This window comes from Saprospiraceae bacterium, from assembly GCA_016712145.1.
Classification (GTDB): domain Bacteria; phylum Bacteroidota; class Bacteroidia; order Chitinophagales; family Saprospiraceae; genus Vicinibacter.
The window spans coordinates 2,513,372-2,526,899 of record JADJRO010000001.1; the positions used below are offsets into that span (position 1 = coordinate 2,513,372).

The 13,528-nt window shown below is 34.2% G+C and carries 15 protein-coding genes and 1 pseudogene; 4 read left to right on the forward strand and 12 right to left on the reverse strand.

The features are described from left to right. The 9 genes and pseudogenes from IPK91_10310 to IPK91_10350 form a co-directional block, all read right to left on the reverse strand. Nucleotides 1–882, reverse strand: a complete 882-nt coding sequence (locus IPK91_10310) for an NAD kinase (protein ID MBK8297649.1) — start codon at nucleotides 880–882, stop codon at nucleotides 1–3. Next, nucleotides 882–2,180, reverse strand: a complete 1,299-nt coding sequence (locus tag IPK91_10315) for a hypothetical protein (GenBank protein ID MBK8297650.1) — start codon at nucleotides 2,178–2,180, stop codon at nucleotides 882–884. Before IPK91_10315 ends, IPK91_10310 begins: the two co-directional genes overlap by 1 nt. 104 nt (nucleotides 2,181–2,284) lie before the next feature. Further along, nucleotides 2,285–2,941 carry a CBS domain-containing protein gene (locus IPK91_10320; GenBank protein ID MBK8297651.1) on the reverse strand — a complete coding sequence of 219 codons (657 nt, stop codon included), beginning with the start codon at nucleotides 2,939–2,941 and terminating at the stop codon, nucleotides 2,285–2,287. Continuing rightward, on the reverse strand, nucleotides 2,938–3,093 hold the full coding sequence (locus IPK91_10325) for a hypothetical protein (GenBank protein MBK8297652.1): 156 nt from the start codon (nucleotides 3,091–3,093) through the stop codon (nucleotides 2,938–2,940). The genes IPK91_10320 and IPK91_10325 overlap by 4 nt, the downstream gene beginning before the upstream one ends. A gap of 29 nt (nucleotides 3,094–3,122) precedes the next feature. Beyond that, nucleotides 3,123–3,713, reverse strand: a complete 591-nt coding sequence (locus IPK91_10330) for a TM2 domain-containing protein (GenBank protein MBK8297653.1) — start codon at nucleotides 3,711–3,713, stop codon at nucleotides 3,123–3,125. Continuing rightward, nucleotides 3,710–4,933, reverse strand: coding sequence for a SpoIIE family protein phosphatase (locus IPK91_10335; GenBank protein MBK8297654.1), 1,224 nt, complete (start codon nucleotides 4,931–4,933; stop codon nucleotides 3,710–3,712). The genes IPK91_10330 and IPK91_10335 overlap by 4 nt, the downstream gene beginning before the upstream one ends. After that, a complete protein-coding gene (locus IPK91_10340) occupies nucleotides 4,930–5,733 on the reverse strand; it encodes an ABC transporter permease (protein ID MBK8297655.1) in 804 nt (267 codons plus the stop codon). The genes IPK91_10335 and IPK91_10340 overlap by 4 nt, the downstream gene beginning before the upstream one ends. 140 nt (nucleotides 5,734–5,873) lie before the next feature. Beyond that, nucleotides 5,874–6,217, reverse strand: a pseudogene (locus IPK91_10345) (nucleotide pyrophosphohydrolase). After that, nucleotides 6,218–6,670 carry a D-tyrosyl-tRNA(Tyr) deacylase gene (locus IPK91_10350; protein ID MBK8297656.1) on the reverse strand — a complete coding sequence of 151 codons (453 nt, stop codon included), beginning with the start codon at nucleotides 6,668–6,670 and terminating at the stop codon, nucleotides 6,218–6,220. It lies immediately after the preceding pseudogene. A 406-nt stretch (nucleotides 6,671–7,076) separates the two neighbouring features. On the opposite strand from IPK91_10350, the gene IPK91_10355 reads away from it, so the two are divergent. From IPK91_10355 to IPK91_10370, 4 genes are all read left to right on the forward strand, one after another. Then, on the forward strand, nucleotides 7,077–8,180 hold the full coding sequence (locus IPK91_10355; GenBank protein ID MBK8297657.1) for a COX15/CtaA family protein: 1,104 nt from the start codon (nucleotides 7,077–7,079) through the stop codon (nucleotides 8,178–8,180). 60 nt (nucleotides 8,181–8,240) lie between these two features. After that, nucleotides 8,241–9,008: an alpha/beta hydrolase gene (locus IPK91_10360; GenBank protein MBK8297658.1), complete on the forward strand. Its 768-nt coding sequence runs from the start codon at nucleotides 8,241–8,243 to the stop codon at nucleotides 9,006–9,008. Between the two features lie 76 nt (nucleotides 9,009–9,084). After that, a complete protein-coding gene (locus IPK91_10365) occupies nucleotides 9,085–9,621 on the forward strand; it encodes a sigma-70 family RNA polymerase sigma factor (GenBank protein ID MBK8297659.1) in 537 nt (178 codons plus the stop codon). A gap of 14 nt (nucleotides 9,622–9,635) precedes the next feature. After that, on the forward strand, nucleotides 9,636–11,042 hold the full coding sequence (locus IPK91_10370; protein ID MBK8297660.1) for a hypothetical protein: 1,407 nt from the start codon (nucleotides 9,636–9,638) through the stop codon (nucleotides 11,040–11,042). On the opposite strand, the gene IPK91_10375 is transcribed toward IPK91_10370, so the two are convergent. From IPK91_10375 to ssb, 3 genes are all read right to left on the reverse strand, one after another. Beyond that, on the reverse strand, nucleotides 11,036–11,545 hold the full coding sequence (locus tag IPK91_10375; protein MBK8297661.1) for a hypothetical protein: 510 nt from the start codon (nucleotides 11,543–11,545) through the stop codon (nucleotides 11,036–11,038). The two genes, IPK91_10370 and IPK91_10375, sit on opposite strands and share 7 nt — an antisense overlap. Before the next feature lie 131 nt (nucleotides 11,546–11,676). Beyond that, the gene (gene gldE, locus IPK91_10380) at nucleotides 11,677–13,080 is read right to left on the reverse strand and encodes a gliding motility-associated protein GldE (GenBank protein ID MBK8297662.1); all 1,404 of its coding nucleotides are present in this window, start codon (nucleotides 13,078–13,080) and stop codon (nucleotides 11,677–11,679) included. 16 nt (nucleotides 13,081–13,096) lie between these two features. Beyond that, the gene (ssb, locus tag IPK91_10385) at nucleotides 13,097–13,528 is read right to left on the reverse strand and encodes a single-stranded DNA-binding protein (GenBank protein MBK8297663.1); all 432 of its coding nucleotides are present in this window, start codon (nucleotides 13,526–13,528) and stop codon (nucleotides 13,097–13,099) included.

The following is a 13,528-nucleotide window of genomic DNA, read 5'->3' on the forward strand; positions in this document are numbered from 1 at the left end:
TTAATTGCGTTGATCTAAACCCCAGTTTAATTTATCGTGCATTGTTTTCAAAAAACTTGATGGTTGCAATTGGATTAAACGAATGGAAAAGTCACATTTTCTAATTCCTAATTGATAATCCGCCGTTATAACTTCATATCTTGAGTCTAGCGTACACAGAAAATTATCCGTTCGCCCTTCCACTTCAAAACTAAGAATTGCATCATCCGGCAACACCACAGGCCGTACATTCAAATTATGGGGTGCAACTGGCGTTATTATAAGATTTTGGGCTTGTGGAAACAAAATTGGACCTCCACAGGATAAAGAATACCCGGTAGATCCTGTTGGCGTCGCTATGATTAATCCATCCGCCCAGTAAGAATTTAAAAAATCGCCATTGACATAGGTGTGAATCGTAATCATGGAGGAGTTATCTCTCTTTAAAATTGAAAAATCATTAAGTGCAAAAGGGGTTTCTCCGAAAAGTGGCACATTGCATTCCAATTGAATCAGGGTTCTTTCATCCAATTCATACATTCCGTTCATCAAATTATGTACGGCATCTGCGATCAATCGTTTTTCAATACTGGCCAAAAAGCCCAATCTCCCCAAATTTATTCCTAAAATGGGTACTCGGCTTTCTCTAATAAATGTCAAGGCATTCAAGATGGTACCATCTCCCCCCAAAGTAATCATGCAATCAGGCTTCAACCGCAGCACATCCTGGTAATCATTCCAAGTAGGAAGATTAGACGGTTTTATCCCCATTTCTTCGCATAGCTCAAGAAAACTATCCTTTATATAAACTTCTGCTCTGGCTCCCGCCAAATGGTGAAGTAAAGACTGGATATTTGATATATCGTCTGCTTTGATTTTCTGACCAAACAATAAAACTTTCATCAAAATGCCTTTCTTGTATGAAAATAGATTCCGTCTTCCTTCAAATGGTTCACACTGTAATTAAGATTAAACTGAAAAACTTCATTGATTGTAAAGTTAAGTCCTGGACCCAGACTAAACAAAATTTTATTGGTTAAATCATTGGATTGAAAATAAAATGGATCATTTACATAGGCTGTATTGAGTTGTAAACTAAGATCCAAATCGGTCTTTATTAAAAAACTATTAATTCGCAAGATTCTTTTAAAAAAATCCGTTGTATACGAACCAATAAAATATCTGAACTCGTTGTGATTGTAAATAAAATCCAATCCATCAATACTATAGAATTCATACCCCGATATCCCGGTATCATTGTAATCATATCCTTTATAGATATTTAACGGTTTTTTCTTTCGGATTAATGCAAGTTCTCCTGTAATATTTGTCTGTATATAACAATGATTAAATAATTTTTTACAGGCTTTAATTGATTGAATAAAATTTAAATAGTTTAAATCATCGTGCATAAATAATCCGGCTTTCTTAATCGCCCAGTTTAATTGCAAGCCTCTTGTTGGTCTTAAAATATGATCCATATCAAAATAACTTGCCGTTGCAATTCCAAGACCAAAATTTTGTAAATAATCTCCTGTCAATAAATAGTCTGGATATTCCACTGCAAGCTGTTTGTTAAGCTTGTTACTAAAAAAATGAATCTCAAATGTATAATTCCAAAACTTATTTTGCTTATAATTTAAACCAACCACCACTTCTTTATTAAAATAAATTTTAGTATCACCTACTTTCTTGTAAACTGATTTGTTGTTCTTGACTTGGATTGGTATTTCTTTGTGTTCAATATAATTTAATGCAGAATACAATCCAAATTTCGAATTGGAAAATAGCGCCGGGCGATTGTATAAGAATTGTAACTTTCGCACATAACCACCTTGCAATTTGAATTTAAATTGGTCTCTAACACCTGTAAAGTTTACATGATTTAAACCAAGACCATAATTTACCCGTTTCAATGACCGATTGTGTTCATTCCACCAAACATTAAAATCAGGGTCAGAAATTTCAAATATAACCGAAGGATAAATATACCAGTTTTCCTGCAGGATAACTTTAAACCGGACCCCACCGGTTTCTTCAAATAAATAAATTGGAAAAACTTCAATTTTTAAAAATAAATTTGTCTTTCTTAAATCTGATGTAATTAACTCCATGGTTTGAATTACTTCGTCTTGAAGAATTTTATCTCCTTCAGTAAATCGGAGCTCCCTTCTTACATACCATTCCTTGGTTTTTTTCAATCCATTAAATTCAAATCCATGGATAACCAGTGTATCAAAATTTTGGGAAATTCCTTTTAGATTAAGGAATATAAAAAGTAGGATAATGGGTAGCCTGAAAATAATTACAGATTTAAATAACTCATCAACATATTAAATCGATCCTGCAAAGGATCATTAAATCGCTCTTCCGAAAATAGTTCAACTACTTCAATCCCATAACGCTGAAGCGAATTAACAATGCCTTGAGCATCCTGACAATTTAATTTTAGCGTTATAAATAAACTACCAGCATCAGATGCATCACTTACAAACGTTCCTAATACATTACAATCTTGTTCTTCTATAATTCGCGCAATTTTACTTAAGGAATAATCCATTCTCCGTTGACTTAACACGATTATGCAGCCTGGTTCAGACATTGCAAAACACTGGCCATAAAATTGAATGAGACTTTGCTTGGAAATGATACCAATAAATTCATCGTGATCATTAACAACTGCAATACAACTGAGGTGGTTTTCAACGATCCGGGTCCAAATCTCAAAAAAATGACTCTGGGGTCCGACCGAATCGTGAATTTGGCATGGGATTTCATTTAAACGTGTTGATTCATCGCATTCAAATAAATCATCTTTCGAAATCATTCCTTCAAAATGTTGCTTATCCAAAACAATTGCTTCAGTCAAACCCGCCTGTTGGAGATAATTTCTTGCAGTTCCAGCCGAATCTTTAACCGAAAACGCAGTTAAATTCTTGTCTATAAAATTGAGTGCTATCATTTATCTTTTATTAGTTCGATGGGTACTTTATTTACTAAAACAAGTTGCTCTTCTTGCTTTTCATGCTTTTCTTGCATTCTATTTTGAAGTTGCATTTTCAATTGCTCATTCAAACGGAATTGATTCTTTTTAAAATCTTCAAATACTGGCAAAACACGAATATACGCCAGGGCTTCGTGGTTTAATATTTTTCATATTCCTTAAAACCATTTGCAACTGCCAAATCCAGATGTGTAAAAGCCTCCTTTGCTTGTTCTTCTAATGAATATGCACATGCAATATTAAAGTGAATGGCAAAATCTTCGGGGCTAGTTTCCAATGCCAATTTAAAATCTGCAATGGCCCCTTTCGTGTCAAAATCTTTGAATTTTTTTATTCCGGATTGCTTGAGGTTTTCAGCTTCTTTGCGTTTTTTAAAATTCACAACAGTTGGATAATTCCGGCTGCTTTTAGGTGAATCATCATCTATCATGATGTAGCGTCCTCCACGATTAATCGTTCGTTCTTTTGATTTTTCAAGTCTTCTTCCAAATCGGTCTCTGAAAAAATAACTGTTGTACCGTCTATCAAATTCAGCATTGTCCATGGTTAAAAGTTTGTATGCATCGTACCATCCTAAAAATGCAGTCAATGGAATTCCTGCAATACGACCCAACCATATAAAAAGTGCTATATAGGATATACCCAATTCTGGTTGCCGAAGATAAAATTTATGAGCTCCAAATCCGCCTGCAATGACTGCCAAAAGTATGGCTACAAATTTTTTCTTCATGTTTCTGAAAATTTAAACGTAACCAGTGCAATATCATCAGGAATTTCCTCTTTTCCTTTAAAATCTGTTATATAGTCCATAATGGAATTACACATTTCCTTGGCGGGTGCATTTCGATGTTCTAAGATATAACTGCGCAGCATGTCTTCAGTAAAATTTATCCCTAAGCTGTTTTTTAAATCGATTAATCCATCGGTAAATGCGACCAATATCGTATTTTCTTTTAAATCTATAATTCCTTCATGAATTTCAGGTAATTGATCAAAATGACCGATAATCGTTGTCGTTGCCTTGAGGTCAATAAACTTTTCATCTTGAAATAAAACGGGTGGTATGTGGCCGGCATTTACATAATACAATTTCTTGTTTTTTAAATCTGCCACCGCAATAAAAAAAGTTAGATATTTCTCTCCTTTTGTAATTCTCATAACCGCTTGGTTTAAAACCATAACCAGGGTTTCAAGATCTTTGTATTGTTGACCAAGATTTTGCAACAAGGCTTGAAAATTTGCCATAATCATTGCCGCTGCAATTCCTTTTCCAGATACATCTGCAATGCAAAAACATATTTTATGTTCGGAAAACCATAAGTAATCAATATAGTCACCTCCTACTTTGTAATGGGGCCTGTAGACATTGGCCAAAGAAAAGTTTGCTCCACATGGCATTTCTTCTGGAATCAACATTTGGGTTACCTCTTTTGCCAGCTCCCATTCTTTTTCTTGTACGATCTGCTTTCTAACCAAGCGCTTGTTCTCAATAGCTACTGCAACAATATTTGTAATGGATGTAATAAATTGAATATTATTAAAAATCTGATCACCTCTTTTTACACCACTAATTAACGAATATGCAATGGGTTCCGTTTTATGATAGACTGGAATAATAAATTCAAAACCTTGTAGTTTGGCATTATCCGCTTTTTTAATCGTGTGCAATCGATTGTATTTAATAAACAATTGGGGTAAACTGGCTAAGTCTAATTCAGGATCTAAATCGTGTGTAACTACGAGTTGCCAGTTATCGTCTTCTCTGATAAAAAGTGCTAAACGCTCAATGCTGAGTTCCCAGGTCAAAAAACTTTTATACATATTGAAAAGTTCCTCCTGGGGTAGATTTTCGTTAATTGCCTGGGTAATATTTAATAATGAGGTAATCTGAAGTTGTTTTAAACTCAGCTCATTTTCCATTTTCGTTAAAATTGCTTCTTCCCGGCTCATCTGATTTCTTGCATTCTGACATCGGTTAAATCCCGCAGATGAGCGGTTATCACCTGAAAAGACAGAATCAGCAAAACTACAACAATCGAAGGAATCAATGCCAATAAGGGTTTTCCTGATATTGCATACGAATATTGTTCCTGAAGTATATTTCCAAGGCTGGGAATCGGAGGTTGAAGCCCAAAACCTAAAAAGGAAAGACCCGATTCCAGTAAAACTGCTAAAGCAAAGTTTCCAGCAGCACTGACCCATACCGGTCCCATTAAATTGGGTATAATGTGCTTAAATAAGATCCGAAATTCAGAAAATCCCATCGCTTTAGAAGCTTGAACAAATAACATCTCCTTATAATACAGCACCTGGGCCCGAACCAATCGGGCTACATCTCCCCACATGGTAAGTGCTATAGCTATAAAAATTGAACTAAAGGATCTTCCAAAGCTTAAAATGATAGCAAATGCCAATAAAATAGTGGGTAATGACCAAAAGACATTTATTAGAATTGAAATAAATGCATCCGTCCTTCCACCAAAAAATCCTGCCAATCCACCCAATACCAATCCAATGATTAAGGACAAAACCACAGAAGCAAACCCTATAATCAGTGTATACCGCAGACCAACAACAATTCGGCTTAGGACATCTCTGCCAAACTTGTCGGTACCAAACCAAAAGCAGGAGCAGATCGTTTGCTTGTTTTGCTTGAATGCAACGACCTGGTTTTTATAAACAGACCTGTTTCCGCTTAAAAATCTATCAACGAAACCTTGGTCGGATTGGGTAATCAATTGCTTATTCAAACAATATGTTTGGCCTGGATTCATCAAAGCAAATTCTGGAATTTGATTATTGGCAAACCTGCTTTGGTCTGGAATTATCAGGTAAGCTAAAAACGCGAATACACAACATCCAGACAAGAATACAATTGCACAATAAAAACTTACTTTTTCAATTTTTTAAGTTTTGGATTTTCAGTATGCCGCTTGTTATCTCGTGTTGTTTTTTTAAGCATGTTATTTTAAATGCTTGATCCAAGTCAATATTCAATTGATTTGCAAGACAGATCACCACAAATAAGATGTCGGAAAGTTCATCTTCTAATTGTGCTTTTAAATCGATCTCTGATTCTGCTTTTTTAAAGGATTGTTCTCCATATTTTCTGGCAATAAGTCTGGTGAATTCCCCAACTTCTTCCATTAATAGCAGCGTGTTTGTCGTTTCATTAAAATAACGTACACCCAATTTTTGAATCCACGTATCTACGAGTTCTTGTTCTGATTTCATTTATTCCCGTTGTTTAGAATCTATAAAAATAGTTACTGGACCATCATTGATCAATTCAATTTTCATATCAGCACCAAATACCCCTGTTTTAATTTCTTTATGGCTTGCTTGTTCGAGTGCTTTTATAAAAGCTAAATACCATTTATTTGCTTCTGATGGGAGTGCTGCCGCAGTAAATCCGGGTCTGTTCCCTTTTTTAGTACTCGCAAATAACGTAAATTGACTTACTAACAAAATAGCTCCATTAATATCATGTACTGACAAATTCATCTGATCTTTTTCGTCTGAAAAAATTCGCAACTGGCAAATTTTATTAACCAGCCAATCCACATCTATTTGTTGTTCATTTTGTCCGATCCCTAAAAAAACCAGAAGTCCTTTTTGAATCTCTGAATATTTAGTGCCTTCTATCCATAAAGAAGCCGAAAGAACCCGTTGAATTAAAACTCTCATAATTTTTTTATAAACATATATTTTAATTGTAAAGCTTAATCCACTGTTTATCAATATTTAAAAATCTATTTTTTCGCAGGTATTGAATTGGCTTTTAAACATTTGGACTCCATTTTTTAATAAGCTCCTCTTTTTTGCCTCAATTATATCTAATTTTTAATTCAATTGTGAATAAATACTGGTTGTATCGCTTGTTTTAAACATTTTTTTACAAACCTGTTTTAAACAATTGTATTTTAAACATGTGTAATAAAACTTCTTTAATCCTTCTAAATCATTTATTTAGTATTCTAAAATATTTGTTTAAAAGATGTTTAAAACTAGAAAATATGGACCATTTAACATATTAACAGAGCCTTATTCATATTCATCCTATTGTTTATATTTAAATAAAGATATATAAGAAGTGGAAAATTTAATTGAAGAAAAACCGCTTGGAAATACTCAATTTTGTGCGGTGGAAGTGCCTAAAAACAATAAATTTATTTTACAATGGCTTTGGGCTGGCCTAGTGCTTGTGTTAATCCAAATTATTTTAGGCGGTATTACCAGGCTGACAGGTAGCGGCTTAAGTATCACCCGTTGGGATATCATAACCGGAATTTGGTATCCACTGAACGAAGAACAATGGACTCACTATTTCGATTTATATAAGCAAACGCCTCAATATACCAAGGTAAATGCCTGGATGGATCTGGAGCGTTTTAAATTTATTTTTTTTTGGGAGTATTTCCACAGGCTTTGGGCGCGTTTAATGGGACTCGTTTTTATTGTACCCCTTAGTTACTTTTTATTTAAGAGATTACTTAGCAAACAACTAAAAGTTAAAGTGCTTGTAATTTTTATACTAGCTATTGTAGTTGCTTCTTTAGGATGGATTATGGTTGCAAGCGGATTGGTGAATTATCCATGGGTAAATGCTTATAAATTGTCATTTCACCTGAGTGTTGCTGTGTTGTTACTGGTGTATATTTATACTTCAATTCTGTTTGCAGAAGGAAATCAAATTAAATGGAATGAATTTAAAACGGTTATTAATTTGCCTGTTATTTTTTCACTCTTGATTTTTTTGCAAATTTATTTGGGTGGAGTTATGGCAGGAATGAAAGCCGCATTGGTTTCTCCTGAATGGCCTTTGTTATTAGGACAATGGCTTCCAAAAGAAATTTTTCAGTTTTCTAATTATTCAAATTTTTTATTTTCTGAGTATGAAATTTCACATACCGCACCTGTTATTATTCAATTTTTTCATAGAGTGATTGCTTATTTAATTTTTATTTTATTTCTGTTAATTATTTATAAGTATCATTCCAAATTTAGAAGTACGTTATACCTCATTTTGTTTTTAGTTGTAGCACAAATTTTATTGGGGATATTTACTTTGATAAACAGTCATGGATCTGTTCCACTTTGGCTGGGTTCATTGCATCAATTAACCGGAATTGTATTATTATTGGCCAGTATTAATTTTTTAAGTATAGTTTCAAACGCTACCAGCTCAGCGAAATAGATAAATTGCATTTCATTATTATTGGAATTAGATTATTTTTGTCGGAACCTTAAGCATTATATGGAATTTAAATTAATAGAAGAGGATAAATTTAAATATATAGAGACAAACACATCAGGGCCTAATCTGATGCTTTTGCATGGTCTTTTTGGTGCTTTAAGTAATTTTGAAGGGATTCTTAATCATTTTAAAGACAGGTATAATGTGATCATACCCATTTTACCGATTTACGAACTTCCTATTTTTAAAGCGTCCTTAAATGGTTTGGTAGAGCATGTTTTGGATTTTGTCAAGTTTAAGCAGTTTGTAAAGCTCAACTTAGTTGGAAATAGTTTAGGAGGTCATATTGCCTTATTATATGCCCTTGCAGATGCCGAAAAGATCAATTCAATTACTTTAACAGGCAGTTCCGGTCTGTTTGAAAGTGGAATGGGAAGCAGTTTCCCTAAACGGGGAGATTACGAGTACATTAAGAATAAGACGGAAGAGACGTTTTTTGATCCAAGTGTAGCAACTAAAGAATTGGTTGATGAAGTATATGATATTGTAAATGATCGCGGAAAAGCAATTCGGGTAATAGCCACTGCAAAATCAGCGATTCGACACAATTTAGGGGATAAACTCCAAAATATTCATGCACCTACTTTATTGATTTGGGGTAAAAACGATGGAGTTACGCCGCCATTTGTAGCCGAAAAGTTTAAAGAGTTGATTCCAAATGCCAGTTTATTTTTTCTTGATTCGTGTGGACATGCTCCAATGATGGAAAAACCGGTTGAATTTAACCGTATTTTAGATGAATTTCTTACCAAAGAAAGTGCTAACTAATTGATTATTAGGTTTAAATACTTTGAAAGCAGCGTTTTGAAAAGAAAGAGCGTCTTAACATAAAGCTAGTGGTCTCGTGGAAATAGAACAGATCATACAAGGTTGCCTAAAGGGAGATCGCATCAGTCAAAAGGCATTGTTTGATCGCTATTCAGGGAAAATGTTGGCGGTCTGTAGTCGCTATTCAAGACATTTGATGGAAGCTGAAGACCTCTTACAGGATGGCTTTATAAAAGTATTTACCAACCTGGAACAATATAAGTTTGAAGGTCCATTCGAGCAATGGATCCGGAGAATCATGATCAACAATGCTATTAAAAATTGTCACCGGAAGAGTTTTCAAAATGAATACTCCGTGGGTGATGAGCTTCCGGAAACGTTTGAAGATCCTGAAGCAATTGATAGTATGAGTGAACGGGAATTACTCGGGCTGATTAGTGAATTACCGGATGGATATCGGATGGTCTTTAATCTTTATGCCATAGAAGGGTATTCTCATAAAGAAATAAGCGAAAGTTTAAAAATTGAGGAGAGCACTTCAAGATCTCAATTGGTTAAAGCAAGGAAAGTATTACAAGATAAATTATTAAAGCTACAAAAAACTACTATATGATTAATTCGGGCTGGATGGATAAACTATTTCAAAAGAAACTTCAAAATTTTGAAATGCAGGTTAATCCGCACGTTTGGGAAACTATAGCCAAAAAACTCGATGAAGATAAACGCAGACCTCATTTATTGGGCAGCTGGTGGACAATCTTATTGTCTTCTCTCATCGTTTTTATGGTTATTGGAGCCGGAACCTATATCGTTACAAAGTGGTTGAAATTCCAAAAACTTGAACAACAGCGCAATAAGGATCTTCCAATGATTCCTGAAACGGTTGATTATTCTTCTCTTGCTAGTTCAACAAACTCAAATAAAGCGCCTCTTGCGATCAAAGATTTAAATCTTAATAAAAGAAAGCGTAGCAATCCAAGTACAGCAATTCATACAAAAAACATATCTACAAACAAGTTCATTTCAGAAAATAAAGCAGGACGCGTTGAACAGAATAAATTAACGGACATTGAAACGCCTTCTAATTTTTTAATTGAATCAGAGACGAAATTCAACAAAGTCATTACACAAGGTGTATCAGCATATACTGCGGAAAATTTAACCGCATCTGCAGATCCAATCTTTTTAGAAACGCTTGTTTCAGGGCCCAATAGCGCAATTTATCCTGATCTAATCTTGCAAGATTCTAAAAAAAGCAATGAAGAATCTTTAATATCAAGCACAGAAAATAAAGCATCCAGTGTGTTGGATGGATGTAATGTTTATAAAAGCAGGAAGCCACACTTTTTTATGGATGTTTATTTTTCTCCAGAATTAGCAAACCGCACGTTAAGCACAAATGACCCTTCTTTGGTTAAATATGCTATTGAGCGGTCCAATTCAGAGAAACCTATTATGTCTTATAGTATTGGAGTACGTGGATCTTTTGTTGCTGCAAATGGATTGACATTCCGTGGAGGAATAGCTTATGCAAAAAATAAGGAGCGTTTCGATTTTGTAAAAGAACGGCAAAAAATTACCAAAGAAATAAAAGACAAAGATGGAAATGTGGTGAGTACCCAAGTTGAAGAGAAAGTGATTCTTGATAAAATCTACAATCAATATAATTACCTGGATTTACCGATTACGATTGGTTTTGAAAAAGACCTGAAAGACTTTATTCTTTCTCTTAATGGTGGAATCGGTTTAAATCTTTGGTCAAGTCAAAGTGGTAAAATTTACAAGGAAGATATTAAAAATGTTTATGACCTTAAAAACGGAGGAGAAGCAGGCGTTTCTTTTTTTAGAAAAAATGCTGGGCTTAGTTTAATAACCAGTGTTGGTTTAAATTATAAGTACAATGAGCGGATTCTATTATTGTTAGAGCCATCCATGAGATATTATTTGCATTCATTATCTAATACTGAAAATCCAATCAGCCAAAAATATGTTTTCATTGGATTAAATATCGGATTGAGTTATAGAATTCAATAACGCCACTCAAAGGAATTTATAATAGTCATCAGGTCTTTTTTTACAAATTCGATGATTGGACTCAGTGAGTCTGGCCTGGTTTGCGCATTAAAATATAAGGATGCACGCAAGAAGTGCTTTGTAGAATCCGTAAGATAGAATTGAAAAGAAGAAGCCGTAGGCCCTTCTAAATTATAAAGCATTCCATTCACCTGGTTTGATTTGTGAATAGGAATTTCATCAATAAAGTTTGCTTTTACTTGATGTTCACGAGCTAGTTTATAAGAATCCTTGATGTATTTTGTCAAATCTTCTGATTTAGTGATAGGAAGGTATGAACAGTAAATGGTACCATTAAAAATTTCCATTTGTAAATTGAGCCAACAATCGTTTAAGGGCTTTTCACCAAAAAAGGATGTATCTTTTATTGGTTTGACATAGGATGCGTATTGAAATGTAAATGGGCAAGCCGCAGTTTCATATTTTACTAAAGTAAATTCGGGAAAGGATATTTTTGGATACATCCGGGGCTTTGGAGTAAAAACAGAATCTTTGCAGCTACTTAAAGCCAGGCAAATTGATATTGAAAAAAAGTATCGTAGAATTTTGTAATTCATGTAATGGCAGGTGTATCGTGGAATCTAAGCTTCTGTATTTATAAACTTACTTTAATTTGTTCGATGCGTCTTTTATTTACAGCAGTTACTTTAAATTTAATATTTTCTATTTGGATTTCTTCATCTTTTCGTGGCATTTCTCCCGATTGCTCTAATAATAATCCTGCAATGGAATCTGAATTACCTCGAGCTTCTTCAAATCGATATATATCGATGCCAATAACGCGACACATGTCATTGATCAAGGTTTTCCCATCAAACAAATAGGTGTTAGGATCTATTTTTACAAAATTGAGTTCGTGTTGTTCATCAAATTCATCTTTAATTTCTCCTACGATTTCTTCCATAATGTCTTCTAAGGTGACAATACCGTTTGTACCTCCGTATTCGTCAACCACAAAACCCATGTGAACGTGTTTTTCTCGAAAGTCGTTTAAAGTGTCATTAATTTTTCGGGATTCTGGTACATACAAAGTATTGGTACGGATCAAGCTTTGCCATTCAAAATCATCGGATTCATTTAGATGGCCGATAAGATCTTTAGCATATATAATTCCAGTAATTTGATCAAAATCTTCATTGTAAACCGGGAGTCTTGAAAATCCACAATCGCGAACTATTTTTAAAACGGAAGCATAGTTTGAATTAAAGTCCAATCCATACACCTGAGTACGGGGTGTCATAATTTGTTTTGTAGAGACATCATTAAACTTAATAATCCCTTTTAAAATATCAACCTGCTTTTCAGAATTTATATCCTGACTTACTGCCAAATCAATTGCTGTATCCAAATCTTCTTTGCTGGTTGTTTGCAAACCAACTTTTTTTTCCAATAATTTTTTTTCAACACGATTGGTCATACTTACCATCACCCGCGTAATAGGCGAAAAAATTATATCTAATGTTCGAATGGGCAGTGCTAACATTAAAGAAAGACTTATTGGATTAAGTCGTCCATATATTTTAGGCATAACTTCACCGAAAAACAAGATCAAGGTCGTTGAACCGACAACGGCAATGCTAAAATAAATTATGCTGCCAAGTTCTTCTGGATTAGAAGATTGTAAATTAAAAACACTAATTACATTTTGCGCCCAGATGGTACATTTTGAAACCGGCAACCAAATTGCTAGTAAACGTTCTAAAATTAAAGCGATCCCAATATTTACAAAGGTGTTGCAGATTAAAATGAGGGCCAATAGTTTTTTGGTATGATGCTTTAGATAGATTAATGCTTTGGATGCAGGTGTTTTTAATTCGGCAATTTCATCCATATCTTCATTTTTCAATGAAAACATAGCAATCTCAGTTCCAGAAAAGATTCCTGAGCAAAGCAATAAGATAATTAGTGTAAATAGATAGCTCAACTCTTCAAATGGTATGAAAAGTAACGTGCTTATTATAAAAGCAAAAGGGGTCGAATAGTAAGGGTCAGCTTCCACGAATTGAACCTTTTAATTAAAAAGGTAAATCATCTTCTTCACTGTCGAGATGGTTGGTTGTTGTGGAGTCATATTTTTTTTCTTCGGTGCTTGTGTTAGGGTTGGAGTGCGTTGATGCGGAATGATCTCTTTTTTCAAGAATTTTTAAAACATCAGCAGTAATCTCAGTTGTGTAATGATCTCTGCCTTCTTTATCTACCCATTTTCTATGGGTTAATTTTCCTTCTACATATACGAGCATTCCTTTTTTCAAAATTTTAGCCCGCTCTGCCATAGAGCGCCACATGATTATTTCATGCCATTCTGTGCTTTTTTGCCAGTTTCCATTGCGGTCTTTATAATTTTCATTTGTAGCCAATGTAAAATTTGCACGGTTGACCCCGTTTTCTAAGGCGCGTATTTCAGGGTCTTTTCCTAAATTTCCAATTAAAGTAACTTTGTTTAACAT